The sequence below is a fragment of the Nocardioides koreensis genome (assembly GCF_039531775.1).
Lineage (GTDB): Bacteria > Actinomycetota > Actinomycetes > Propionibacteriales > Nocardioidaceae > Nocardioides > Nocardioides koreensis.
In genome coordinates, this window is the sequence record NZ_BAAAQR010000014.1 from 91,879 (window position 1) to 116,087 (window position 24,209).

At 73.3% G+C, this 24,209-nt stretch carries 24 protein-coding genes; 13 read left to right on the forward strand and 11 right to left on the reverse strand.

Annotated elements, in window-relative coordinates; translation table 11 throughout:
- The first annotated feature begins 62 nt into the window (after window positions 1-62).
- Window positions 63-1,496: a WS/DGAT/MGAT family O-acyltransferase gene (locus ABD268_RS19410; protein WP_344156304.1), complete on the forward strand. Its 1,434-nt coding sequence runs from the start codon at window positions 63-65 to the stop codon at window positions 1,494-1,496.
- 5 nt (window positions 1,497-1,501) lie between these two features.
- Here ABD268_RS19410 and ABD268_RS19415 read toward each other — a convergent pair whose 3' ends face one another.
- Genes ABD268_RS19415 through ABD268_RS19425 form a run of 3 tightly spaced genes read right to left on the reverse strand, consistent with a single transcriptional unit; the run spans window position 1,502 to window position 4,597 of the window.
- Window positions 1,502-2,401 carry an aldo/keto reductase gene (locus ABD268_RS19415; protein ID WP_344156307.1) on the reverse strand — a complete coding sequence of 300 codons (900 nt, stop codon included), beginning with the start codon at window positions 2,399-2,401 and terminating at the stop codon, window positions 1,502-1,504.
- A complete protein-coding gene (locus ABD268_RS19420; RefSeq protein ID WP_344156310.1) occupies window positions 2,398-3,639 on the reverse strand; it encodes an amidohydrolase family protein in 1,242 nt (413 codons plus the stop codon). The genes ABD268_RS19415 and ABD268_RS19420 overlap by 4 nt, the downstream gene beginning before the upstream one ends.
- Window positions 3,640-3,688: 49 nt before the next feature.
- Entirely contained in the window at window positions 3,689-4,597 is a 909-nt protein-coding gene (locus tag ABD268_RS19425; RefSeq protein WP_344156313.1) for an alpha/beta fold hydrolase, read from the reverse strand.
- Between the two features lie 82 nt (window positions 4,598-4,679).
- On the opposite strand from ABD268_RS19425, the gene ABD268_RS19430 reads away from it, so the two are divergent.
- The 8 genes from ABD268_RS19430 to ABD268_RS19465 all read left to right on the forward strand — a co-directional run bounded on the left by ABD268_RS19430 (window position 4,680) and on the right by ABD268_RS19465 (window position 15,875).
- Window positions 4,680-6,920 (forward strand): acyl-CoA dehydrogenase family protein, encoded by a 2,241-nt coding sequence (locus ABD268_RS19430; RefSeq protein ID WP_344156316.1) that lies wholly within the window; start codon window positions 4,680-4,682, stop codon window positions 6,918-6,920.
- Window positions 6,917-7,864, forward strand: coding sequence for a bifunctional MaoC family dehydratase N-terminal/OB-fold nucleic acid binding domain-containing protein (locus ABD268_RS19435; RefSeq protein ID WP_344156319.1), 948 nt, complete (start codon window positions 6,917-6,919; stop codon window positions 7,862-7,864). Before ABD268_RS19430 ends, ABD268_RS19435 begins: the two co-directional genes overlap by 4 nt.
- The gene (locus tag ABD268_RS19440; RefSeq protein WP_344156322.1) at window positions 7,861-8,283 is read left to right on the forward strand and encodes a hotdog family protein; all 423 of its coding nucleotides are present in this window, start codon (window positions 7,861-7,863) and stop codon (window positions 8,281-8,283) included. Before ABD268_RS19435 ends, ABD268_RS19440 begins: the two co-directional genes overlap by 4 nt.
- A complete protein-coding gene (locus ABD268_RS19445; protein WP_344156325.1) occupies window positions 8,280-9,446 on the forward strand; it encodes a lipid-transfer protein in 1,167 nt (388 codons plus the stop codon). The genes ABD268_RS19440 and ABD268_RS19445 overlap by 4 nt, the downstream gene beginning before the upstream one ends.
- Window positions 9,447-9,566: 120 nt before the next feature.
- Window positions 9,567-10,157: an OsmC family protein gene (locus ABD268_RS19450; protein WP_344156328.1), complete on the forward strand. Its 591-nt coding sequence runs from the start codon at window positions 9,567-9,569 to the stop codon at window positions 10,155-10,157.
- A gap of 78 nt (window positions 10,158-10,235) precedes the next feature.
- Window positions 10,236-11,489, forward strand: coding sequence for a flavin-containing monooxygenase (locus ABD268_RS19455; RefSeq protein WP_344156331.1), 1,254 nt, complete (start codon window positions 10,236-10,238; stop codon window positions 11,487-11,489).
- Window positions 11,486-12,682 (forward strand): NAD(P)/FAD-dependent oxidoreductase, encoded by a 1,197-nt coding sequence (locus ABD268_RS19460; RefSeq protein WP_344156334.1) that lies wholly within the window; start codon window positions 11,486-11,488, stop codon window positions 12,680-12,682. Before ABD268_RS19455 ends, ABD268_RS19460 begins: the two co-directional genes overlap by 4 nt.
- 43 nt (window positions 12,683-12,725) lie before the next feature.
- Window positions 12,726-15,875 (forward strand): ATP-binding protein, encoded by a 3,150-nt coding sequence (locus ABD268_RS19465; RefSeq protein WP_344156337.1) that lies wholly within the window; start codon window positions 12,726-12,728, stop codon window positions 15,873-15,875.
- A 7-nt stretch (window positions 15,876-15,882) separates the two neighbouring features.
- Here ABD268_RS19465 and ABD268_RS19470 read toward each other — a convergent pair whose 3' ends face one another.
- Window positions 15,883-16,614: a dienelactone hydrolase family protein gene (locus ABD268_RS19470; protein WP_344156340.1), complete on the reverse strand. Its 732-nt coding sequence runs from the start codon at window positions 16,612-16,614 to the stop codon at window positions 15,883-15,885.
- A gap of 96 nt (window positions 16,615-16,710) precedes the next feature.
- On the opposite strand from ABD268_RS19470, the gene ABD268_RS19475 reads away from it, so the two are divergent.
- Window positions 16,711-17,619 carry an aminoglycoside phosphotransferase family protein gene (locus tag ABD268_RS19475; protein ID WP_344156343.1) on the forward strand — a complete coding sequence of 303 codons (909 nt, stop codon included), beginning with the start codon at window positions 16,711-16,713 and terminating at the stop codon, window positions 17,617-17,619.
- 14 nt (window positions 17,620-17,633) lie between these two features.
- Here ABD268_RS19475 and ABD268_RS19480 read toward each other — a convergent pair whose 3' ends face one another.
- The 4 genes from ABD268_RS19480 to ABD268_RS19495 form a co-directional block, all read right to left on the reverse strand.
- A complete protein-coding gene (locus ABD268_RS19480; protein ID WP_344156346.1) occupies window positions 17,634-17,888 on the reverse strand; it encodes a PspC domain-containing protein in 255 nt (84 codons plus the stop codon).
- Window positions 17,889-17,998: 110 nt separating this feature from the next.
- Entirely contained in the window at window positions 17,999-18,565 is a 567-nt protein-coding gene (locus ABD268_RS19485; RefSeq protein ID WP_344156348.1) for a TerD family protein, read from the reverse strand.
- 31 nt (window positions 18,566-18,596) lie between these two features.
- Window positions 18,597-19,364, reverse strand: a complete 768-nt coding sequence (locus ABD268_RS19490) for a DinB family protein (protein ID WP_344156350.1) — start codon at window positions 19,362-19,364, stop codon at window positions 18,597-18,599.
- 16 nt (window positions 19,365-19,380) lie between these two features.
- The gene (locus ABD268_RS19495; RefSeq protein WP_344156352.1) at window positions 19,381-19,737 is read right to left on the reverse strand and encodes a VOC family protein; all 357 of its coding nucleotides are present in this window, start codon (window positions 19,735-19,737) and stop codon (window positions 19,381-19,383) included.
- 117 nt (window positions 19,738-19,854) lie between these two features.
- Between ABD268_RS19495 and ABD268_RS19500 the strand changes: the two genes are divergently transcribed.
- Window positions 19,855-20,268 carry a VOC family protein gene (locus tag ABD268_RS19500; RefSeq protein ID WP_344156355.1) on the forward strand — a complete coding sequence of 138 codons (414 nt, stop codon included), beginning with the start codon at window positions 19,855-19,857 and terminating at the stop codon, window positions 20,266-20,268.
- Between the two features lie 20 nt (window positions 20,269-20,288).
- On the opposite strand, the gene ABD268_RS19505 is transcribed toward ABD268_RS19500, so the two are convergent.
- On the reverse strand, window positions 20,289-20,738 hold the full coding sequence (locus ABD268_RS19505; protein WP_344156358.1) for a hypothetical protein: 450 nt from the start codon (window positions 20,736-20,738) through the stop codon (window positions 20,289-20,291).
- An 85-nt stretch (window positions 20,739-20,823) separates the two neighbouring features.
- Window positions 20,824-21,483, reverse strand: a complete 660-nt coding sequence (locus ABD268_RS19510; RefSeq protein WP_344156363.1) for a class I SAM-dependent methyltransferase — start codon at window positions 21,481-21,483, stop codon at window positions 20,824-20,826.
- A gap of 75 nt (window positions 21,484-21,558) precedes the next feature.
- On the opposite strand from ABD268_RS19510, the gene ABD268_RS19515 reads away from it, so the two are divergent.
- Window positions 21,559-22,344 carry a methyltransferase domain-containing protein gene (locus tag ABD268_RS19515; RefSeq protein WP_344156366.1) on the forward strand — a complete coding sequence of 262 codons (786 nt, stop codon included), beginning with the start codon at window positions 21,559-21,561 and terminating at the stop codon, window positions 22,342-22,344.
- A gap of 19 nt (window positions 22,345-22,363) precedes the next feature.
- Window positions 22,364-23,368, forward strand: a complete 1,005-nt coding sequence (locus ABD268_RS19520; protein WP_344156369.1) for a serine hydrolase domain-containing protein — start codon at window positions 22,364-22,366, stop codon at window positions 23,366-23,368.
- A gap of 8 nt (window positions 23,369-23,376) precedes the next feature.
- Here the strand turns inward: ABD268_RS19520 and ABD268_RS19525 are convergent, their stop codons facing one another.
- Entirely contained in the window at window positions 23,377-24,171 is a 795-nt protein-coding gene (locus ABD268_RS19525; protein WP_344156371.1) for a class I SAM-dependent methyltransferase, read from the reverse strand.
- Window positions 24,172-24,209: the final 38 nt, after the last annotated feature.

Sequence of the window (24,209 nt, forward strand, 5' to 3'; positions counted from 1 at the left end):
GAGCGCCGCCCCGCTCGTTATGGAATGAGAACACGTTCCAGTTGCTGACCTAGGATGGGCCCATGGACCGACTGTCAGGCCTCGACGCGAGCTTCTTGTACCTCGAGACGCCGGCTCAGCTGATGCACGTGTGCGGCCTGATCGCCCTCGACCCCGGCACCATGCCCGAGGGGTACACCTTCGGCGGGCTGAAGGACGCCATCGAGCGCCGGGTGCGCGACGTGCCCGCGTTCACGCGCAAGCTGCGCAAGGTGCCGCTCGGCCTCGACCACCCGGTGTGGGTGCACGACAGGCACTTCGACATCGACCGGCACGTGCACCGGCTGGCACTGCCGCAGCCGGGCGGCTACCGGGAGCTGACCGAGCTCGCGGGCCACCTGGCCGGGCTGCCGCTGGACCGCTCGCGACCGCTGTGGGAGATGTGGGTGATCGAGGGCTACGAGGGCGACAAGGTCGTGGTCTTCTCGAAGATGCACCACGCGACCGTGGACGGCGTCTCCGGGGCCAACCTCGTCTCCCACCTGTGCAGCCTGGAGCCGGACGCGGAGCCGCTGGCGCCCGGACCGGGGAGCCAGCCCGGCCACGAGCCCGGGCACCGCGAGCTGCTGGGACGGGCCGTGCTGAGCGCCGCGACCCGGCCGCTGCACGCGGTCCGGCTGCTGACCCCCTCGGTGGACCTGCTCGCCAAGACGGTCGGTCGTGCCCGGGCCGGCACCGCGATGGCGGCGCCGTTCTCCGCGCCCCGGACCTCGTTCAACGGCACCATCACCGGGCACCGGGCGATCGCGATCGCCGACCTGGACCTCGAGGACATCCGCGAGATCAAGAGCGCCACCGGCACCACCGTGAACGACGTGGTGCTGGCCGTCGCGGGCGGCGCGCTCCGGTCCTACCTCGACGACCGCGGCGAGCTGCCGGAGAGCTCGCTGCTCGCCACCGTGCCGGTCTCGGTGCGCGAGGAGTCCCGGCGTTCCCACGGCGCGAACAAGGTCTCGGCCCTCTTCGCCCGGCTCGGCACCGACATCGAGGACCCGCTGGAGCGGCTCCGGGACATGGCCGAGGCCAACCGGAACGCCAAGGAGCACCACACCGCGATCAGTGCCGACTCGCTGCAGGACTGGGCGGAGTTCGCGGCGCCGCGGACCTTCGGGCTCGCGGTGCGGGCGTACGCCGGGCTCCGCCTGCCCGAGAAGCACCCGGTGGTGCACAACCTGGTCATCTCCAACGTGCCCGGTCCACCGGTGCCGCTGTACTTCATGGGCGCGCAGATCCTCGCGCTCTACGCGTTGGGCCCGGTCTTCCACGGGGCCGGTCTCAACATCACCGTGATGTCGAACAACGGCCAGGTGCACGTCGGGATCATCGCCTGCCGGGAGTCGATGCCCGACGTCGACGACCTCGTGCAGCGCTTCCCCGCCGAGCTGGCGACGCTGAAGGCCGCGGTCATCGGGGAGCAGACGACCACGCCGCTCAGGAAGCCCGCCCGGCAGGGGTGACCGGCTCAGCCGGGACGGTGGAGCGCGTCGAGCCGCGCGACCTCCTCGGCCGTGAGGCGCAGCGCGCCCGCCGCGACGTTCTCGGCGACGTGATCGGGGTCGCCGGTTCCCGGGATCGCGAGGACGTGCGGACCCTGGTGCAGGGTCCACGCCAGCCGCACCTGCGCCGGCGTGGCATCGTGGGCACGAGCGACGGCGAGGACCTCGTCGGGCTCCGCGCCGGAGGCGCCCTGCTCGCGACCCTCGCCCGCGATGGCGAAGAACGGCACGAACCCGAGCCCCTGCTCGCCACAGGCCCGCAGCACCTCCTCGGTCCCCGGGAGCCGGGAGTCGATGCCGAAACGGTTCTGCACGCACACGACCGGCGCGACCTGCTGCGCCTCCGCGAGCTGGTCGAGGCCGACGTTGGACAGCCCGATCTCCCGGATCAGTCCGGCGTCCCGCAGCTCGGCCAGGGCGGCGACGTGCTCGCCGATCGGCCGGGGTCCGAAGGTCCGCAGGTTGACCAGGTCGAGGTGGTCGCGGCCGAGCTGGCGCAGGTTCTCCTCCACCTGGCCGCGCAGCTGCCCGGGCGTCGCCCAGGGGAGCCACTCGCCGGAGGCGTCCCGGGCGGGCCCGACCTTGGTCGCGATCACGAGGTCGTCGGGGTAGGGCGCCAGGGCGCGGTTGAGGAGCTCGTTGGCCGAGCGGCGTGCGGAGAAGTAGAAGGCGGCCGTGTCGATGTGGTTGACGCCGAGCTCGACGGCACGGCGTACGACGTGGATCGCGCGGTCGCGGTCGCGCGACCCGGCGAGGTCGAAGGCGACCGGTCCGGGCAGCCGCATCGCGCCGAAGCCGATCCGGTTGACGGTGAGGGTGCCGAGCTGCCAGGTGGTGGGCGAAGCGGTGAGGTGGTCCGAGATCATCCCGGGAGTCTGGCAGAGGGCGGCCCCGCCACGGGCGCGATCGGCTCGCCCCGCAGCACGACCGCGACCGGGCGCACCAGGGCGGTCACGTCGCTCTCCAGGTCGCCGTCCACCACCAGCAGGTCGGCGTCGTACCCCGGGGCGAGCCGGCCCTTGCGGCTCCCGAGGCCGATCCCGTCGGCGGCGCCGGCGGTCGCCGTGGTGACGGCCTCGGCCGTGCCCAGTCCCGCGGTCACCAGCTCGCTCACGGCCAGCCCGAGCAGGCCGTGCCGCTTGCCCGGGTTCAGGCCGGAGTCGACGCCGGAGATGATCCGGACGCCGGCGCGGTGCAGCCGGGCCACGAACTCGGCGCGATCCCGGACGAAGCCCTGCGGCGTCGTCCCCATCCGGGCGATCACGGCCGCGATCGCGGGCGGCGGGTGGTCCAGGACGCGGGGGTCGGTGCCGAGCGTGGGACAGACCACGGTCCCGCTTGCGGCGAGCGTCGCGAGGGTCTCCTCGCTGACCCGTCCCATCCCTTCCGCGGTCGTGCAGCTGCAGTGCTCGATGCCGTCCACCCCGGCCGCCAGGGCCTGCTCGACCGCGATCGTCGCGTGGGCGTGCGCGGTGACGGGCAGGCCGGCGGCGTGGGCGCGCTCGACGACCAGCCCCAGCTCGGCCGTCGTGAACTGTGACAGCAGCACGTCGCTGCCGGGGGTGTTGACGCCGCCCGAGGCCATCACCTTGACCACGTCCACGCCGTGCTCGACGCGCTCGGCGACCGCCCGCTCGATCTGCTCCGGGCCGGCCACCTCGCCGCCCATGAAGTGGCAGTGCCCGCCGACGCTGGTCAGCGGCGGCCCGGACGCGGCGATCGTCGGCTCGCCGGCGCCCCCGGCCGCCTGCCGGTCCCGACGCCGGACCACGCAGAATCCGCGGTCCCCGAGGTCGCGGACGGTGGTCACGCCCGCGGCGAGCTGGTCGTGCAGTGCCTCGGTCACGACGGCGTCGATCTCCTCCTCGGAGTAGCCGGCGATCCGGTCGAGCGCGCCCATCCTGCTGTCGGCCACGAGGTGCGTGTGGGCGTCGACCAGTCCGGGCAGGAGGGTGCCCTCGTAGGTGGTGACCGGGCAGCCCTCGGGGAGCGGGTGGTCGGCGGGCTCGACGCCGACGACCAGGCCGTCCTCGACCAGGACCGTGGCGCCGCCTGCGCGGAACAGCTCCCCGTCGAACGCCCTCGATGCCCGGATGGCATGCATGAGACCCGTCCTACGCGCGCGAGGCGGGTGGGGCAACCCCCCGATCGTGTCAGTGCCGGGACAGGTCGCGGCGCCGGGCGTCGACGGTGGTGGCCGCCTCCACGAGGGCGGGGACGAAGGTCTCGGCCTCGAGCACGCAGGAGGCGTGCCCGGCGTCGATGTCGTGGATGGTGGCACCCGGGATACGGCGGGCGAGCGCGATCTGGTTGTCGGGGTCGAGCACCTTGTCGCGCAGCGTCACGACGACCGCGGTCGGCACGTCGATCCGGTCCAGCCACGGCCGGGAGTGGTGCCGGCCCAGCGCCGCGAGCGCCTGCCCCACGGCCCAGGGGCTGGTGCTGCGGAGCTCCGCCATCGCCCAGTCGTGGATGTCGGAGGGCTCCATGTCCAGGGCCCGGGCCGCCGTGCGCGCCGCCTTCACGGCCGTCCGGGACCGGGAGAGGCCGCGTGCGCCGACCATCGCCACCTCCAGGCCCTGGTGGAAGACCCGCTCCGCGACCGAGGAGCGGAACCGGTCCGTGGTCGCGCAGAGCACCAGTCCCTCGATCCGGTCCGGGTGCTGGCGCCAGACCCGCTGGGCGACGATCGAGCCCATCGAGTAGCCCCCGACGACGACGTGGCGCAGCTCCAGCGTCTCGACCAGGGCGGCCACGTCGTCGGCGCAGTCGTGGAGGGAGAACTGCGGGGACTGGATGCCGCGCCCGTGCCAGCGCTGGTCCATGGTGACCACGCGGAAGCGCCGCGAGAGGGGCTGGATCGCGGGGTACCAGGTGAGCAGCCCGGTGCAGCCCACCGCGTGCAGGAGCACGAGCGTCGGCGCGTCCGGGGTCGGTCCCGCGGTGTCGGTGACGTACGTCGAGCCCCGGCCGGGCAGCTCGACCATGCGGCCGGCGGGGATCAGGGCCCAGGGCATGTACACCTGGCGGCGCAGCACCTCGCGCGGCGACGGCACGGTCATCCGGTCCTCCCTCTCGACCCCCGAGTCCGTCTAGAGTAGAACAGGTTACAGTTTGGCGGCACCCCGGACGGCAGGAGGCAGCGTGGGTCAGGACGGCTGGACGACGTCGGTGTCCGAGGCGACTGAGGCGGTGCGTGCGGTCGTCTCCGAGGTGCTCGACCGCGCCACCGGGGACCTCGACGCGGACTGGTCGGCGCTCGCCGCGGCGGGCCTGCTCGGGCTGCCGGTGCCCGAGGAGCACGGCGGGGAGGGCCTCGGCCTCGTCGAGGTGGCCGTCCTGCTGCGTGAGGCCGGTGCCCGCGGCGCACGCCTGCCGGTGTGGGAGACGCTCTGTTGCTCGGCCCTCACCCTGGCCGCCCACGGCACCGACGCCCAGCGAGCCGAGCTGCTGCCCGGCGTCGCCGACGGCGGGAGGCTGCTCAGCCCGGCCGTGCGCGAGGCCGGACGCGGCATCCCCGAGGGCCCCTCGACGACGGTCGCCGGCGAGGGCGCCGGCGTCCGGGTCACCGGCCGCAAGGTCGGGGTGACGTACGCCGACCGGGCGTCCCGGCTGCTCGTGCCCGCGACGCGCGCCGGCACCGCCGCCGTCGTCGTCCTGGTCGACCCGGTCGGTCCCGGCGTCACGCTGCTGCCGTCGGGGTCGTCGAGCGGCGAGCCGACGCACACCGTGGTCCTCGACGGCGCCCCGGCCGACCTGCTGGATCCGGGGAACGCCGACGGCCGCGCCGCCCGGCTGCTGTGCGAACTCGCCGTCGCGGGGCTCTGCGTGAGCGCGGCCGGCGTGGTGGCCGGCGCCCGAGACCTGACCGCGTCGTACGTCACGGGGCGCGAGCAGTTCGGCCGCAGGCTGGCGGAGTTCCAGGCCGTGGCCCAGCAGGTGGCCGACGTCCACATCGCCTCGCGCACCCTCGACCTGGCCGCGACGAACGCCGCGTGGCGGGTCGCCGAGGGTCTTGACGCCACCGACGACCTCGCGGTGGCGGCGTACTGGACGACGACGCAGGGGCCGGCCGCGCTGCGCACCTGCCACCACCTGCACGGCGGCATGGGGGTCGACGAGACCTACCCGCTGCACCGCTTCTTCTCCCGGGTCACCGACATCGCGCACGCCCTCGACGCCTCGGCGGCGGACGTGCGGCTCGAGGACCCCGCCGCCAAGAACCTCGAGCTGACCGCCGATCAGCGGACGCTCAAGGCCGAGCTGCGCGGCTACTTCACCGGGCTGGCCGGCCGGGAGGAGCACGCCGAGATGGGCCGGGACCGGCACGGTGAGACCTACCAGCGCGTGGTCCGGCAGATGGGCAAGGACGGATGGATGGGCGTCGGTTGGCCGACGGAGTACGGCGGCCACGGGCTCGGCGAGGTGGAGCAGACGATCTTCGCCAACGAGGCGCAGCGGGCCGACGTGCACCTGCCGGCGGTCACGCTCCAGACCGTCGGGCCGACCCTGATCCGTTACGGCACCCAGAAGCAGAAGGACCTGTTCCTCCAACGGATCCTCGAGGGTGACGTGCACTTCGCGATCGGCTACAGCGAGCCCGACGCGGGCACCGACCTCGCGTCGCTGCGCACGTCGGCGCGGCTGGTCGACGAGGGCGACGGCGCGCCCTGCTACGTGGTCAACGGGCAGAAGCTCTGGACCACGGGCGGGCACCAGGCCGACTACCTGTGGCTGGCCGTGCGGACCGACCCGGACGCGCCGAAGCACCGGGGGATCTCGATCCTCATCGTGGACACCTCCGACCCCGGCTACTCGTGGACCCCGATCATCACCGCCGACGGCTCGCACCACGTCAACGCGACGTACTTCAACGACGTCCGGGTGCCCGCCGACATGCTGGTCGGCGAGGAGAACGAGGGCTGGAGGCTGATCACCACCCAGCTCAACCATGAGCGGGTGATGCTCGGTCCGGCCGGCCGGCTCGAGGGGCTGCGCGACCGGGTCGCCGAGTGGGCGGCCGGGGCCGGCGTCCTCGACGCGCCCGACGTGCGGGCGACGATGGGCCGGGTGACCGCGGCGTTCCGGGTCAACGAGCTGCTCAACTGGGAGGTCGCCCGCGCGGCCGAGCAGTCGATCAGCGTGGCGGACGCGTCGTCCTCGAAGGTCTTCGCCTCCGAGCAGGTCCAGCACCTCCTCGCCGACCTGGCCGCGGTCGTGCACCGGTACGGCGACCCGTCGGAGGGGGAGACCGCCCACCTGATGGCCTACCTCGACGCCCAGGCGAAGCGGAACCTCGTGCTGACCTTCGGCGGCGGCGTCAACGAGGTGCAGCGCGAGCTGATCGCGATGTTCGGGCTCGGGCTGCCGCGGGTGCCCCGATGAGCGAGGTCTCGACGAGCTCGACCACCGGAGGGTCGCACCAGCGGATCATGGCCGAGGCGGAGCGGATCCGGGCGCTCGGCGAGGCGGTCGAGCGGGAGGCGCGCGACCCGGTGAACCAGCCCACCATCAACAGCTGGCTGGAGGCGATGGGCAACGACAACCCGCGCTTCCGGGCCGGTGAGGCGCCGCCGTCGATGGCCCAGGTCTGGACGATGTACGGCCTCGGCGGCCGTCCACCGGCCGACGACCCGCTGCACGGGATGATGCGGGTGCTGACCGACGAGGGGTTCACCGCCGTGCTCGGCACCAACTGCGAGCAGAGCTACGACCGCTACCTGACGGTGGGGGAGCAGGTCCGGGTCACCACCGCGCTCGACGCCGTGGTGGGTCCCAAGCAGACCGCGATGGGTGAGGGCTACTTCGTCACCTCCCGGAACACCTGGTATGTCGGGGGCGAGCGGGTCGCGTCGATGCTGTTCCGGGTGCTGAAGTTCAGGCCGAGGGGACCCGCGGAGGTCGGTGATCTAGACACGCTCGATCAACGGGAGGGCGCCTTCGTGCTGCGCCCGATGCGGAACCGCGACACCGACTTCTTCTGGGAGGGGACCGCCGCCGGTGAGCTGCGGATCCAGCGCTGCAACGCCTGCGGTGTGCTGCGCTTCCCGCCCGGCCCCGCCTGCCCCGACTGCGGCGCCCTCGACCGCGGCCACGTCGTCGCGTCCGGCCGGGGCACCGTGTTCTCGTACGTCGTGCACCGGCACCCGCCGGTGCCCGGTCGCGAGCTGCCGATCGTGATCGGCCTGGTCGACCTCGAGGAGGGCGTCCGGATGGTCGGCGAGCTGGTCGGCACGGAGCCCGGCGACGTCGAGATCGGCATGCCGGTGAGCGTGGACCTCCACCGGGTCGACGACGACCTGACCCTGCCCAGGTGGAGGCGCGCATGAGACCGGGAGACATCCTGCCCCCGTGGGAGGTGTCGATCACGCCCACGCTGGTGGTGAGCACGGCGATCGCCACCCGGGACTTCCAGGACGTCCACCACGACCGCGACCTCGCGCAGTCGCACGGCTCGAAGGACATCTTCCTCAACATCCTGACCTCGACCGGGCTCGTCGAGCGCTACGTCACCGACCACCTCGGGCACGAGCGCGACGTGCTGGGGATCGCGATTCGGCTCGGGGCGCCGGCGTACCCCTACGACACGCTGACCTTCACCGGCACCGTGGCCTCGGTCGACGACGGCGTCGCGGTGGTCGACGTCCGCGGGGCCGTCTCGCTCGGCGACCACGTCACCGGCACCGTGCGCCTGTCGGTGGTCGAGCCCGGGCCGCCGGTGGTCGAGCCTGTCGAGACCACGCCATGACGCCGCTGTCACGACAGGCCGCGATCGTCGGGATCGGGGCGACCGAGTTCTCCAAGGAGTCCGGGCGCTCCGAGCTCCAGCTCTCGGTCGAGGCGGTGCAGGCGGCACTGGCCGACTGCGGGCTGGCGCCGCGCGACGTCGACGGGTTCACGACGTTCACGATGGACACCTCCTCGGAGATCGCGGTGGCCCGCGAGCTCGGGTGCGGGGAGCTGCGGTTCTTCAGCCGGATCGGCTTCGGCGGCGGGGGTGCGTGCGCGACCGTGCAGCAGGCCGCGATGGCGGTGGCCACCGGGGTCGCCGACGTGGTCGTGGCCTACCGCGGGTTCAACGAGCGCTCGGGCAGCCGGTTCGGGCAGTTCTCGGTCGCGGCCGCCCAGCAGGTCAACACCAACGGCCTCGACAACGCCTGGACCTACCCGATGGGGCTCGGCACCCCGGCGGCGACGGTGGCGATGCAGGCCCGCCGCTACATGCACGAGTACGGCGCGACGTCGGAGGACTTCGGGCGGGTCGCCGTGGCCGACCGCCGGCACGCGGCGACCAACCCCCACGCGTTCTTCCACGGCAGGCCGATCACGCTCGAGGACCACCAGGCCTCACGGATGGTCGTGGAGCCGCTGCACCTGCTCGACTGCTGCCAGGAGAGCGACGGCGCGGTGGCGATCGTGGTGGTCTCCGCCGAGCGGGCGCGCGACCTGCGGCAGCGGCCGGCGTACGTCGCGGCGGCGGCGCAGGGGAGCGGCGTCGACCAGTTCGTGATGACGTCGTACTACCGTGAGGACATCGGGATCCCCGAGATGGGCGTGGTCGGCCGCGAGCTGTGGCGCCAGTCCGGGCTCCGACCCACCGACATGGCGACCGCCGTGCTCTACGACCACTTCACGCCGTACGTCCTGATGCAGCTCGAGGAGCTCGGCTTCTGCGGGCGCGGCGAGGCGCCGGGGTTCGTCGCCGACGCGGCGATCGAGGTTGGCGGCCTGCTGCCGCTGAACACACACGGCGGCCAGCTCGGCGAGGCCTACATCCACGGCATGAACGGCATCGCCGAAGGGGTGCGCCAGGTCCGCGGCACGGCCGTCAACCAGGTCGACGCCGTCGAGCACGTGCTGGTCACCGCCGGCACCGGCGTGCCGACGAGCGGGTTGGTGCTGTCGGTCTGACCGACCGTCCCCGGTCCCGTGGTGGCGGGAAAGCCGGGGGAAGGTCGGGGGAAGGCCCTCCAGAGAGCGTGTGGCAACCGGCTGATCGAGGCCGGGACACCACACAGGAGGAATCCCGAGATGACCACCACCACCGAGAACCCCCGCCGCAACGGCGTCGACGTCGCGACCCTGTTCGCCACCCTCGACGCGGTGAAGGGGCAGCCGGAGATCGCGCAGTTCCAGTTCCGGGCCCGCAACACCTGGCAGGGCGGCACCCACAGCCGGACCGAGTTCTCCGACTTCCACGGCGCGCTGCAGGAGATGGAGCACCAGCACGTCACCGTTGTCGAGGCCGACCACCCGGCGGTACTGGTGGGTGCGGACCACGCGCCGACCCCCGCGGAGTACCTGCTGCACGCCGTGGCCGCCTGCCTCACCGCCGGGATCGGCAACATCGCCGCCGCCCGGGGCGTGGACCTCTGGAAGGTGAGCTCGACCGTGGAGGGCGACATCGACCTGCTGGGCATCCTCGGCCTGTCCGACGGCTCGGTCCGCAACGGCTTCGAGCAGCTGCGGGTCACCTTCGACATCGAGGGTGACGCCGATGACGACACACTGCGCGCGATCGTCGAGCAGTCCCGACGGCGCTCGGCCGTCTACGACGCCCTGACCAACCCCACCCCGGTCCACGTCGACGTGGTCGTCGGTGGCAGGCGCGAGCCCAGCTGAGGCAGCGCCGCTGACGGAGCGACCGCGGCCCGGTCGGCTCGAACCGCCGACCGGGCCGGGCACCAGGAGGACCTTCCCATGAGCACCATCGACACCATCGTCATCGGGGCCGGCCACGCCGGCCTGGCGGTGAGCCGCCTGCTGAGCGAGGCCGGACGTGACCACGTCGTCATGGACCGCGGCCGGATCGCCGAGCGCTGGCGCAGCGAGCGCTGGGACTCGCTGCACCTGCTCACCCCGCGCTGGATGACCCGGCTGCCCGGCTGGCGCTACCCCGGCGAGGACCAGGACGGCTTCATGCCGGCCGCCGAGCTGGTGGGCCACCTCGAGCAGTACGCCGCCGCGAACGCGGCCCCGCTGGTCCTCGGGGACGAGGTCCACCGCGTCACCCTGCACCGGGACCGGTACCGCGTCGAGACCGGCGGCCGCTCCTGGAAGGCGCGGCACGTGGTCGTCGCCACCGGCGCGACCGGGCGGGCGAACGTGCCGGCGGGCATGGACCGGCTGGACCCGGACATCGCGCTGGTCACCAGCGCGCAGTACCGGAACCCGGACCAGCTGCCCCCCGGTGGTGTCCTCGTCGTCGGGGCCTCGGCCTCCGGCAGCCAGATCGCCGACGAGCTGGCCCGTGCCGGACGTCGGGTCGTGCTGGCCGTCGGCCGGCACACGAGGCTGCCACGCACCTACCGGGGCATGGACGTCTTCTGGTGGCTCGAGCAGACCGGTCGCCTGGCCCGCCAGGTCACCCGGGGCGAGGCCCGTGTCGAGCCCTCGCTCCAGCTGGTGGGGCGGGAGCCCGCGGACCCCCGCGGCTCCGACGTGGACCTCGCGACGTTGCAGCGGTCCGGCGTGGAGCTGGCCGGTCGCCTGGGCGAGGTGGCCGGCCACCGGGTCGGCTTCCGTGACGACCTGGCGGCCTCCACCCACACCGCCGACCAGCAGATGTTCCGGTTCCTCGACTCCGTCGACCGCTACGTCGACCTCCAGCACCTGGGTGCCGAGGTGGACCCGGCGGTGCGGCCGCCGCGGGTCGCCACGTCCGATCCGCTCACGCACCTGGACCTGCGCGCCGCAGGAATCGGCACGGTCGTGCTGGCCACCGGCTTCCGGCCGCACCACCCCTGGCTGAGGATCCCGGTCGTGGGCTCCGACGGCGCGATCCAGCAGGAGCGCGGCGTCACCGCGGCGCCCGGGCTGTACGTCGTCGGCCAGCGGTTCCAGCACCGGCGCGACTCCACGTTCATCGACGGCGCCCGGTTCGGCGCCCGGGACGTGGTGTCCCACCTGTGCGGCGGCGAGCTCGCCGCCGGCGCGTTGGAGGAGGCGTCATGAGGACCTACGACGCAGTCGTGGTCGGGGGTCGGGTCGCCGGGGCCTCGACGGCCCTGCTGCTCGCCCGCAGCGGCGCCCGGGTCGCGCTGCTGGAGCGGTCGGCGTACGGCGCGGACACGCTGTCCACGCACGGCCTGATGCGCGCCGGGGTGCTGCAGCTGAGCCGCTGGGGACTGCTCGACCGGGTCGTCGCGGCCGGGACCCCGCCGATCAGGACGACGACGTTCCTCTACGGCGACCAGGAGCCGGTGCACATCTCGATCCGGCCGAGTCCCGGCGTCGACGCGCTGTACGCGCCACGGCGTACGGTGCTCGACCGGATCCTGGTGGACGCGGCGAGCGAGGTCGGCGTCGACGTCCTGCACGGGACGCGCGTCACCGAGCTGCTGCGGGACCGCGCCGGTCGCGTGTCCGGGGTGCGGGCCCGCACGCCCGGGGGACCGCGCGACCTGGCCGCCCGGTTCGTGGTGGGTGCCGACGGGATCGCCTCGTCCGTGGCCCAGCAGGTCGGTGCCCCGCTGCTGCGCGAGGGGCGCTGGGGCAGCGCCGCGCAGTACGCCTACTACGAGGGCATCGGCGGCACCGGCTACGAGTGGGCCTACCGGGACGGTGTCGCGGCGGGCCTGATCCCGACCGGCGACGGGCTCAGCTGCGTCTTCGTCGCCACGTCCCCGCAGCGGATGCGCACGCTGCGCACGGGTCGGTCGGCGGAGGACACGTTCGAGAGGGTCTTCGGGATGGCCGCGCCGCGGTACGCCGACCGGCTGGCCGCGGCCACGCGGGTCGGGCGGCAGTTCGGCTGGGCCGGCAGGCGCGGGTTCGTGCGCAGGTCGTGGGGCCCCGGTTGGGCGCTGGTCGGCGACGCCGGCCACTTCAAGGACCCCATCAGCACGCACGGGATCACCGACGCACTGCGCGACGCCGAGCTGCTGGCCGGCGCCCTGCTCGACGCCCTCACCGGCATCAGGGACGAGGCCACGGCGCTCGACGCCTACCAACGCCGGCGGGACCTGCTCTCCGCCCAGCTGTTCCAGGTCAGCGACGAGATCGCCGGCTACGAGTGGGACAGCGACCAGGTGCAGCCGCTGCTGCGTCGGGTCAGCGCCGCGATGATCGACGAGGTCGAGATGCTGGAGTCGCTGACCCCGGCCGTCCCGGATCGGCCCGGTCACCCCGCGCCCGTGTGGCGGTAACGTAGTGCGGGCGGGGCGGACCCCATCCGGTCGAGGCAACCACATGGACGTCACCATCACGTTGCTCGGGAGATTCTCGGTCGTGCTCGGAGGCACTCCGGTGCCCCCGGACGCATGGAGCCGCCGCGGGGCGGCCGCGCTGGTGAAGCTGCTCGCGGTCGCCGAGGGGCGCCGGATGCACCGCGAACAGGTCATGGACACCCTGTGGCCCGAGCTGCCGGTCGAGGCCGCGGCACCACGGCTGCACAAGGCGGCGCACTACGCGCGACGGGCGCTGGGAGGCGGCACGGCCGGCCTGGCGCTGCGCAACGAGCTCGTGATCCTGGCCCCCGACGCCGACGTCCGGGTGGATGCCGTCGAGTTCCGGCGGTGCGCCGAGGCAGCGGTGGCCTCCGGCTCGGCGGCCGAGGCGGAGCAGGCGCTGGCGACGTACGCCGGCCCGTTCCTGCCCGACGACCTCTACGAGCCGTGGACGGCGCCGTGGCGCGACGCGCTGGGCGTGCTCCACGAGGACCTCCTGCGCCTGGCCGGCCACTGGGAGGACCTGCTGCGGGTCAACCCCACTGACGAGGAGGCGCACGTGTCCCTGGCCCGCGAGCACGCCGACCGGGGCGACGTGCGCGCCGCACTGCGCCAGCTCGAGCGGATGGAGCAGGCGCTGCGGCGCGAGCTCGGCACGGCGCCCAGCGCCGCGGCACTGCAGCTGCGCAGCCGGCTCTCCGGGGCGATCGAGCAACCCGGGGCCGGCCGCGCCGCCCCGGAGACGACACGCCTGGTGGGACGTCGTGGCGTGGCGGACGCGATCAGGGCCCGGATGGACCGCGCGGACGCGGGCAGCGGCAGCACGGTGGTGCTGACCGGGGTGGCCGGCGTGGGGAAGTCGGCGCTGCTCGACCTCGCCGCGGCCCTGGCCCGCCGGCGCGGCTGGCGCGTCGCCCGCGGCGGGGCGTCGGCGGTCGAGGGCTCGTGGCCCTACGCGCCGGTGCTGGAGGCGTTCGGAGACCTGTGCCGACGCCATCCCACGCTCCTCGACGGGCTGGACGACATGTACGGCGACGAGCTCGGCCGCGCGCTGGGTGGCCGGCAGATCTCGTGGGACGGCGAGACCGCGCACCAGCGGCTGTTCGTGGCGGCCGCCGAGCTGCTGCGCCTCTCCGCCACCGGCCGCGGACTGCTCCTGGTCGTGGACGACCTGCACGAGGCCGACGAGGCATCCCTGCGGCTGCTCCACTACCTGGCCCGCTGCGCCGTCACCGAGACGGTGGTCATCCTCGTCGCCGCCCGTCCCGGCCCCGACCGCTCGCTGCGCGAGGTGCAGGAGAGCCTGGTGTCGCGAGGGATCGGCGAGGTCATCGAGCTCGCGCCGCTCGACGAGGGCGCGACCCGCAGGCTTCTCGAGCTGCGGTTCCCGGACCTCGACGAGCGCACCGTCCAGGAGGTCTGGGCGGTCTCGGCCGGGTTGCCCTTCCGGGTGCTGGAGGCGGCGCGCGACGCCGGCAGCGGGACCCGGAACCTGGCGGTGTCGGGGCTGACCCAGGACGCGCTGACGGTGTTCCGGCGGGTGGCGCTGCTGGGCGCGGCGTTCACCACCGACGAGCTGCTCGCCGCCTCCGGCGCCGACGAGCCCGCGACGTACGCCGCGCTCGAGGCCGCGCTGGCCACGTCCGTGGTCGAGCCGGCGGAGGCCGGCTACCGGTTCCGCCACGCGCTGGTGCGGGAGTCGCTGCTGGCCGGCTTCTCGGCCCACGAACGCTCGCGTGCCGGGCGCCAGATCGCCGAGCGGCTCGCCGACCTGGACACCCCGCCGACCCGGGTGGCCCGTCTCTTCGTCGCCGCGGGCCATCCCCGGCAGGCGGTTCCCTACGCCACGCCCGCGATCGAGACCGCCGGCGCGCTCGGGGCCTACCGCGACGGGCTCGCGCTGCTGGACGCGGTCGTCGACCACGCGTCGGGGGTCGACCGGGCCCACCTGCTCGCCCGGCGCGGGGACCTGTTGATGGCGTTGGCGGACCCGTCCGCGGTCGACGCCTACCGAGCCGCACTGTCGATCACCAGCGGGACCGAGCACCGCCTGGTCCGGACGCGGCTCGCGCGAGCCGCGACGTACCAGGGCGACTTCGAGACCGCCGAGGTCGCCCTCGCGAACCTGGGCCTGGAGGGTGACGCCGCGGACGCGACGCTGCTGCTGGCCCGGGGGAACCTGGCGTACTTCGCCGGTGACGTCGAGTCCGCGTGGGAGGCGGCGGACGAGGCGCGCTCCCTACTGCAGCCGGGCGACGCCTGGCAGATCATGGACCTCGTCGGGCTGCAGGGCCTGATCGCGCACCAGCGTGGCGAGTGGAACCAGCGCTTCCTGCGCGAGCTGCGTCGTACGCAGGACAACCCGGGGCTCGCCACCGCCGTCTTCGACGCCCACCTGTGCGTGGCGGAGTACCTCCTCTACGGCCCGACCCCGTACGACGAGGTGATCGAGCTCGGCGGCGGGCTGCGCCGGCGCGCCCAGCAGCACGGGGCGCTGCGTGGCGTCGCCTTCGCGACCGCCCTGATCGGCGAGGCGGCCCTGCTCAAGGGCGACCTCGACCTGGCCGAGAGCGAGCTCCGGGAGGGTGTCGACCTCCACCGGGACGTGGACGCCTCGGCTGGGGAGGCGCACTGCCTGCAGCGGCTCGCGGAGGTCCGGCTGACGCGAGGGGACCGGGACGGGGCGCTGGCGCTGCTGCAGCAGGCGCTGCCCCTGGCCCGGTGGTCGTCGATCAGCATGCACCTGTTGCAGCGCATCCACGGGACGACGATCTCCGCGGCCAGGACCCCCGACGAGGCGGTGACGGTGGTCGAGCGAGCCGAGGCGGCGATGGGGGAGAGCGATCACTGTCCCTTCTGCGACGTCATGTTCGCCGTCCCCGCCGCCATCGCGTACGCCGACGCGGGTGACGTGCCGACCGCCGGCCGCTACCTCGAGATGGCCGAGATCTCCGAGGGCAGGTGGGAGGGCACCTCCTGGGACGCCGCCGTCGCGGAGGCCCGCGCCCACCTGGCCCGGGCGGACGGCCGGCCGGAGGAGTCCGAGCGGTGGATCGAGACGGCGGCCGCCCGGTTCACGACGGCGGGACAGCCGCTGGACGCGGAGCGCTGTGCCCGCACCGCCGCGGAGTGGGCGTCCCGGCCGCAGCCGGCGGTGGCCGGCGGTCGGTGAACCCCGCTCAGGCGTTGAGCTTCTCGTCGAGGAACGCCAACACCCGGTCGACGCCGACCTGCTGCCGGTGCGCGGTCAGCGTCGCGTGCCCCTTCCCCTCGAGCTCGACGCGGATGAACCGGTCGCCGATCTCGCGGGTCAGGGTGTCGAAGCGCGTGCCCGGCGCGAAGTCGTCGCGGTAGCGGAGCCCGAGCACCTCGCAGCCCGCCGCCGCTCGCTGCTTCACCGCGGCGAGGTCGGTGGGGGAGAGGTTGAGGTCCGCGGCCCGCTTCCTGCCGATGGCGAAGGGCACCGACGGCTGGGCCACCACCGGGGCGGCGACGGCCGGGTCGACCATCATTGCGAGCGCGAAGCCCCCGGTGAAGCACATCCCGAGCGCCCCGACGCCCGGGCCGCCCAGCTCGGCGTGCAGCTCTCGGGCGAGGCTCCGCAGCCAGCCGGCCACGGGTGAGGTGACGCCGGTGGCCAGCTTGGTGAACTCGGCGCTGACGCACACGGTGCGGATCGAGCGCAGCACGTTGCCGGTGCTCATCGGCGCCTCCGGGGTGCCGAACAGGTGCGGCATCACGACCGTGAAGCCGGCGGCCACCACCTCGTCCGCGAACCCGATCACCTCCGGGGTGATGCCCGGGATCTCGTGGATCACGATCACCCCCGGTCCGCTGCCCCTGCGGTACGTCGGGTGGGTGACACCGTCGAAGCTGTGCTCGCCAGGGGTCCAGCCGTCCAGGAGGGTCATGGGGCGAGTATGGCGGCTGGGAGCGGGGCCGTCCCGTGCTCGCGGCGCCGGAAAGTCGGTCGCCCGCCGTGCAGTCCCGTGCTTGGGTGGGTCCCCATGACACTCCTGCACCCGGACGAGGTCGACATCGACGAGGCCACGATCCACCGGCTCATCGCTCGCCAGCTCCCCGACCGGGCCCACCTGGACCTGAGCCCGGCGGGGCACGGGACGGACAACCGGATGCTGCGCCTGGGCGACGACCTCGTGGTGCGGCTGCCGCGCAAGCCGGGCACCGCAGCGCACGTGGGCAAGGAGCAGGCGTGGTTGCCTCGCCTGGCGCCGCACCTGCCCATCGCGGTGCCGGAGCCGGTCGCACTCGGCCGAGCCGGTGACGGCTACCCGTTCCCCTGGTCGGTCTACCGGTGGATCGACGGCTCCGAGCTGGATCCGGACGCCGTCGAGGACCCGGTCCGGCTGGGGCGCGACCTGGCCGGCTTCGTGCACGCGCTCCAGGCGGTCGACCTGATGGGAGCCCGGCGTGAGGAACCGCTGTCGTCGTACCGGGGTGGCAGCCTGCGGGAGCTCGCCGGCTCGACCTTCGAGAACCTCGCCGCCTGCCGCGACCTGAGTGGACTCGACCTCGACCTGGCCGGCCTGGAGGCCATCTGGCGGGCGGCGATGGAGCTGGACGAGCCACGGGACGCCCACACCTGGATGCACACCGACCTCAAGCCGTCCAACCTCCTGGTCCGGGAGGGCGTCCTGGTGGGAGTGGTCGACTTCGGTGGCCTCTCCGTCGGTGCGCCGACCTGCGAGCACGCCGCCACCTGGGATCTCCCTCCCGAGGCCCGTCACGCGTACGCCGACGCGCTGGGCCTGGACCGGGGCACCCGGCAGCGAGCCCGAGCGTGGGCACTGGCCATCGCCCTCTCCGGGGTGCCGTACTACTGGTCGACCTGGCCGGAGTTCGTGCAGGAGTGCCTGCGTCGGCTCCGACTCGTCCTCGACGACGCGGACGGCTGAGCGCAGCCGCGGGGTCAGCCGGTGGGGGCGGGCGGTGTCGGTGTCGGGACCCGGACTGTCTCCTCAGACGGCATCAGGATCCACAGGATCGGGTAGACCAGGATCTGGCTGCCCGGGATGACCATGAGCAGCAGCAGGAAGAGGAGCCGCGCAGGCCACGGGGCGATGCCGAACCGGCGGCCGAGGCCGGCGCAGACACCGCCGAGGATCCGTCCGTCCCGCGGGCGGACCAGGCCGTGCTGGGCGAAGCTCTGGTGGATGTCGTTCATGGGGGTCTCCTCGGTGTCGGTGTCGGGGCGTCTCCCCGACATCTCCACTGTGCGCCGCCGGGACGGGCCGCCACATCCGGTGCCACCCTGTCCCGACCCTGAGCGGCCCCTCAGAGGAACGGGCGCAGCGCCTCCACCGACTCCGTCGGGATCTTCACCGCGATCCCCTGGCCGATCGCCCGGAACCTCCACTGCTCGCCGTCCCGGAAGAGCTTGGCCATCGCGAGGCCCGTCTGGGGCACCCCGCCGCTGAGCGTGAACCGGGCCAGCTCGAGTCCCCGCTCGTCGACCAGCCGGCAGTAGGCGTTGTTGATCCACTCCAGGCTGTGGCCCTGGTAGCTGCTCACGAGGAACACGATCGTGTCGACCTTCTCGTAGACGCGGCCCAGGTCGACGGCGAGGACCTCGTCGTCACCCTCGCCCCGGCCGGTGAGGTTGTCACCCAGGTGGATCACCGACCGGTCACGGGTCTGCAGGTTGTTGTAGAACGCGAGATCGAAGAGCTGGCCACCGGCGAACTCCACGGCCGTGGCGTCCAGGTCGACGTCGGGCGCACCCGTGCCGATGAACCCCGCGGTCCGTTCCTTGTCCCAGCCCAGACCCATCTGCAGCCGGGTCAGCGGCTCTCCGTCCTCGGTGGCCAGAGCCAGCTCCTGGCCTTCGGTCAGCTCGATCACGGTCGGCCCTCCCGTCGGTGGTCCTTCGAACCTACCCGGCCAGGACGGCGAGGTCCCGCTCAGCGAACTGCCGATGGTGCCACTCCTCGTTGAGGACGATGAGCAGGCACTCGCGCACCGGGAAGCTCCGCGGCGGTGGCCAGCCGGCCCCGTCGACCGGCTCGGTCTGGGCCGCGAGCGAGGCGTCGGTCAGGCCGTCGACCAGCGTGCGCACTGTCGCCATCCGGTCGCGGCGCAGCGCCACGACCTCGTCGAGCGACGGGCGCACCTCGCGGTCCCGCGGGATCCCCGGGGTGTCCGGCATCCCGTCCCACGGCAGGTCCAACGGGTCCCAGGGAGAGGGATCGCCGAGCACGGCCCGTCGTACCCAGGCGTCGGTGGCGAAGGCCAGGTGGCGCAGCGTCTCGATGAACGACCACTCGCCGTCCACGGACTCGTGCAGGAGCTCGGGGGCGAGGCCGCGAGCCCGCGCGAGCGTGCCGTCCCAGAGCCGCTCGACGATGTCCCAGGCCTCCCGGAAGCCGGCGGGGTCGGTGGGGCGCATCCGGGCCCGGTCGGGGTCACGCCGATCGAGCTCGGCCTCGACCAGCGGCGCCACGTCGACCCCGTTGACCACGAGGTGGTGGATCTCGCCGTCGATCTGCGCGTCGACCAGCTCGACTCCGCGCATGACGACTCCGGTCAGGTCGACGTCGCGGAGCCGGGCGCGGGACAGGTCGACGTGGCGGAGCTCCGCACCGGTCAGGTCGACGCGCTCGAAGCGCGAGCCGGTCAGGTCGTCGCCCGTGAACTCCGCCATGACGCCCGCCCGCCGCTCAGTCCAGGCAGAGGCAGAAGGGGTGCCCCGCCGGGTCGAGGAACACCCGGAACGACGTCCCGGGCTGGTGCTCGTGCCTGGTCGCGCCGAGGGCGAGCACCGCCGCCTCGCCGACATCGAGGTCCTCGACGTTCACGTCGAGGTGCATCTGCTGGGGCACCTCCTGCCTCGGCCAGTCGGGCGGGGTGTAGTCCGCCACCTGCTGGAAGGAGATGCACTGGCCGTAGTCCGCGCGCACCTCGGCCCAGTCGGAGGAGATGTCGACCTTCCAGTCCAACATCGCGCCGTAGAACGTCGCGAGAGCGCCCGGGTCGGGGCAGTCGATGACGATGCTCGGGAATCGTGCGATAGCCATGCGGGCACGGTACGCGTCATTGCGGACGATCCACGTCCGAATCGGCGGTCGTGCCGAGCACTCGCCGTACCCTGAGCGGACGCCGTTACGGGCGCGTCGGAGAGGAGCCGGTCTTCCATGGGTGAGTACCCGCAGCTGCTGCACACCGCCATCGACACGACGGACGCGCGAGGGCTGGCGGAGTTCTACCGTCGGCTCCTGGGGCTGGGGTACCGACCCGGGGACGAGCCCCCGGCCGCCGGTGTCCCGGACGTCGCGGACTGGCTGGTCCTCGTGGACTCGAGGGGTGCGCGCAGGCTGGCGTTCCAGCAGGTGGAGCGGCTGGAGCGGACGACGTGGCCCGAGCCCGGCGTACCGATGCAGATGCACCTCGACTTCACGGTGCCGAGCTCCGAGGAGCTGCAGCGGCACCGCGAGCGGGCCGAGTCGCTAGGAGCGCAGCTCCTGCTGGACCGGACGGAGGACCCGAACGAGCCCCTCTACGTCCTGGCGGACCCCTCGGGGCATCCGTTCTGCCTCTTCGTCGCCTGACCGCCGAAGAGTCCGCGCCGTCACCCGTGCTCGATCAGGCGTTGCACCCTCCTGGGCAGCGACCGGAACGACGTCAACGGGTCGCCAGGCACGTAGATCACGTCGCGGGGGTAGCCCTCGCGGGCGAGCGCCTGGCTGCCCGGGATGCCCTGGATCCGCCGGAGTGTGGCCGGCCCCGGTTCCTCGGGGCTCCCACAGGTGCGCCCGGCGGAGTCGTGGTCCTCGCACTCCCTCTGGACTCCGGTCCGAGGCTGCCCGACCAGGTCACGGTCCAGGTCGTCGGCGAGGGTCCAGCTCGTCCACGGGCGGCCCCCGACGGTCAGCACGTCGGCGCAGGACGCGTGGCCCGTGACCGCCGCCCCCTCGGCACACCGGTCACCCGGGCCGAGCTGGGAACCCCAGACGAGGGCCACGAGCGTCAGTGCGACCCCGAGGGCCTTGGCTGCGGTCGTCGAGAAGATCCCCCTCATGGCGACAGCATCGGGCGCGGGGTGCAGCCCACGGCGAGACCCGGGGCATCCGTGACGAACTCGTGACGTCTCCGTCCGCGCCCGTTCAGGCCGGAGCGCGCGGTCCGAGCTCGGCGACCAGGTATCCCTGGGGCTGCTGCTCGTCGGGATCTGCGGGCCTCTCCGCCCAGAAGACGACCCGGAACCCGGCGTCGGTGAAGCGGCTCTCGACCTCGTGGCGGGACATCCAGTAGATGTCGAACCCGATTCCCAGATCGAGTGAGCGACCTCCGCGGCGAAGAGCGTCGTCACCCATCTTGAAGGCCATGGCCACGTGGCCACCCGGCTTGAGCACGCGCGCGAGCTCACCGAAGGCAGCGCCCCTGTGCTCCGGCGGGAGGTACATGAGCGAGTACCACGCCACCACGCCGTCCAGGCTGGTGTCCTCGAACGGGAGTGCGCGCAGGTCGGCCACCTGGAAGGGGAAGCCCGGATAGTCCCGCTGCGCGACCCGGATCATCTCCGGTGACAGGTCGACTCCGCGCGGCGACAGTCCCCGCGTCGAGAGGTACGGCGCCAGGCGGCCGGTGCCGCAGCCGATGTCGCCGACGTCGGTGCCCGTGCCGCCCTCGCGCACCAGGTCGGCGAACAGTCCGAGGACCGCTCGTTCGATCGGCATCTGGTCCAGGATGTTCGCCAGGCGGTCGACGTACACGGCTGCCAGCACGTCGTGGGCCTCGCGCAGCTCCTCGGTCCTCGGGTCCACGGCGGCACCATACCCAGCCCGCGTCGGCCGTGTGTTGCGATCGGAGGACCCTGCCGGCAGGAGAGGGTGGGGACCGTGGACAAGCACCCTTTCGACGAGAAGCTGGCTCAGTGGCAGGCATGGTGTCAGGCGCCGTGGGGACGCCTCCGGTTCGCGGTCGTGCGCGAGACGCTGCGTCGCCAGGCCGAGGCGATGGGTGCGGCCCGCGGTGGACTGCGGGTGCTCGACGTCGGTGGCGGTGACGGCCGCGACGCCGTGGCGCTCGCCGAGGCCGGACACCAGGTCACGCTGCTCGACCCGGCGCCGTCGTGGTTGGTCGAGGCCCGGCGTAGGGCCGAGGAGGCCGGGGTCTCCGACCGACTCCGCACGGTCGAGGGGTCGATCGACGACCTGGCGCGAGGAGGGGCCGACTACGACCTGGTCCTGTGCCACTTCGTCCTGCACTACCGTCCGGCGGACGCCGGCGACGTGGACCGCCTTGCCGCTGTGGTCCGGCCGGGCGGCCGGCTCTCGGTGATGGCTCCCAACGCGGCCGCCCGGGTGATCATGCGGCTGACACGGGAAGGCCCCGAGGCTGCTCTGGCCGAGCTGGAGTCGGATGCGTTCGACTCGGCGACCTTCGCCACCGCCGGGCGGAAGGTGAGTGCCGAGGAGGTCGAGACGGCGATGTCCGACGCGGGGTTGGTGGTGCTAGGCCGTTACGCGGCCCGGGTCGCCAACGACTTCGTCACCGACGACACGCTCAAGGACGACCCCGACTACTACTCGGCGCTGGAGAGGCTCGAGCTGGCGCTGTGCGACCGGGAGCCGTTCGTGCGGCTCGGAGGGATGTGGCAGCTCGTCGCAGAGCGCCCCGGGTGAACCGGGTTAGGTTCGGTGCATGCAGTCGCTCCAGGACGCGGTGGCCGAAGCGGCGGACCGTGATCGGTTCTCCGGCGTGGTCCGGCTCGATCGCGCGGGGGCGACCGAGCTCTGCGCGGCCCACGGGTTCGCCGACCGCGCTCACGGGGTCCTCAACACCGAGGAGACCCTGTTCGCCACTGCGAGCGGGACCAAGGGCCTGACGGCACTGACGGTCATGAGCCTGGTCGAGCGCGGGACCCTCGAGCTCGGCACGACCGCCCGTTCGCTGCTCGGCGAGGACCTGCCCCTGATCGCCGACGACGTGACCGTCGAGCAGCTGCTGGCCCACCGGTCCGGGATCGGCGACTACTTCGACGAGGACGCCATCGACGACGTCGGCGACCACGTGCTGCCGGTGCCGGTGCACGAGCTCGCGACGACCGAGCAGTTCCTGCCGGTGCTGGACGGCCACGAGACCGTGTTCCGCGCCGGCGAGCGGTTCGCCTACAACAACGGCGGGTACGTCGTGCTCGCACTGCTGGCCGAACGGGCCAGCGGCGTGGACTTCCCGCAGCTGGTGCGCACGCTGGTCTGCGAGCCCGCGGGCATGGTCGACACCACGTTCCTGCGCTCCGACGAGCTGCCGGGTCGCGCCGCCCGCGGCTACCTCGCCGCCGACGGCCTGAGGACGAACGTGTTCCACCTGCCCGTGCTCGGCAGCGGCGACGGGGGCATCTACTCGACTGCTGCCGACTTCCGGGCCTTCTGGGACGCGCTCTTCTCCGGACGGATCGTTGCGCCGGAGCTGGTCGCCGAGATGGTGCGACCCCGCAGCGACTGGCCGGAGGAGTCCAAGCGCTACGGCCTCGGGTTCCACCTCCACGCGACGAACGACGGGGTCTGGCTGGAGGGGTTCGACGCGGGCGTGTCCTTCGCCAGCCTGCACCAGCCGTCGACATCGATCACCTACACCGTCATCTCGAACTGGTCGCGTGGTGCCTGGCCGATCGTCGGGCTGCTCGACGCCCGGCTCGGCACCTGAACGGCCGGCTACACGACCCGTGCCATCCCCATCATGTGGTTGGTCAGGTCCCGGACGCCGGGTAGGTGCCCCACCGCACGCACGATCCGCAGCGCGGCCTGGTGCAGATCCTCGTCGACCTCGCGCAGCTGCTCCAGGGCGAGGCCGTCCGGTCCCTCGATCGCGCAGACACTGACGTCGACGAGGCCGGCCTGCCGGAGCTCCTCCTCGAGCTCCTCTGCCGTGTGGAAGTGCGCGCCGGGAAAGCGCCCCCAGTCGGGCGGATCGCCGTGCTCCAGCAGCGAGACCCAGCCAGGGGGATAGGGATGTGGGACGCCCTCAGCCCGGGTCAGGACGGCATGGCGTGCGAAACGAGGGATGGCCGCCGCAAGGACCCAGCCCTCAGGGCGCACCACACGCCGTGCCTCGCCCAGGGCCAGCAGCCGGTCCTCCCGCGTCGCCAAGTGGTACAGCGGCCCGAACAGGAGCGCCGCATCGAAGGAGTCGTCCTCGAGCTGCAGGTCCCGGGCGTCTCCGACGACAGCCTCGAACGTCCCGTGACGGAGCGCCTCTTGCACCTGCGCCGGCACCGGGTCGATCAACACGACCTCATGGCCCAGCGCCGCCAGGGCCGCGGCGTGCACTCCGGTCGCCCCGCCGACGTCGAGGATCCGCGACCCCGTCGGGACGTGAGCAGCGATCAGCTCCTGGACCCGCTCGAACTCCAGGCGACCCTGGGCAGAGCGCGCTGTGAGGCGGTCCGCCTCGACGAAGTGGTGCGCGTAGTAGGCCTGGATGCGAGCGCCCAGGTTCGCCTGGTCCATGCCGGGCACAGTAGCCGGGCGAGTGGGAGGGTGTGCGG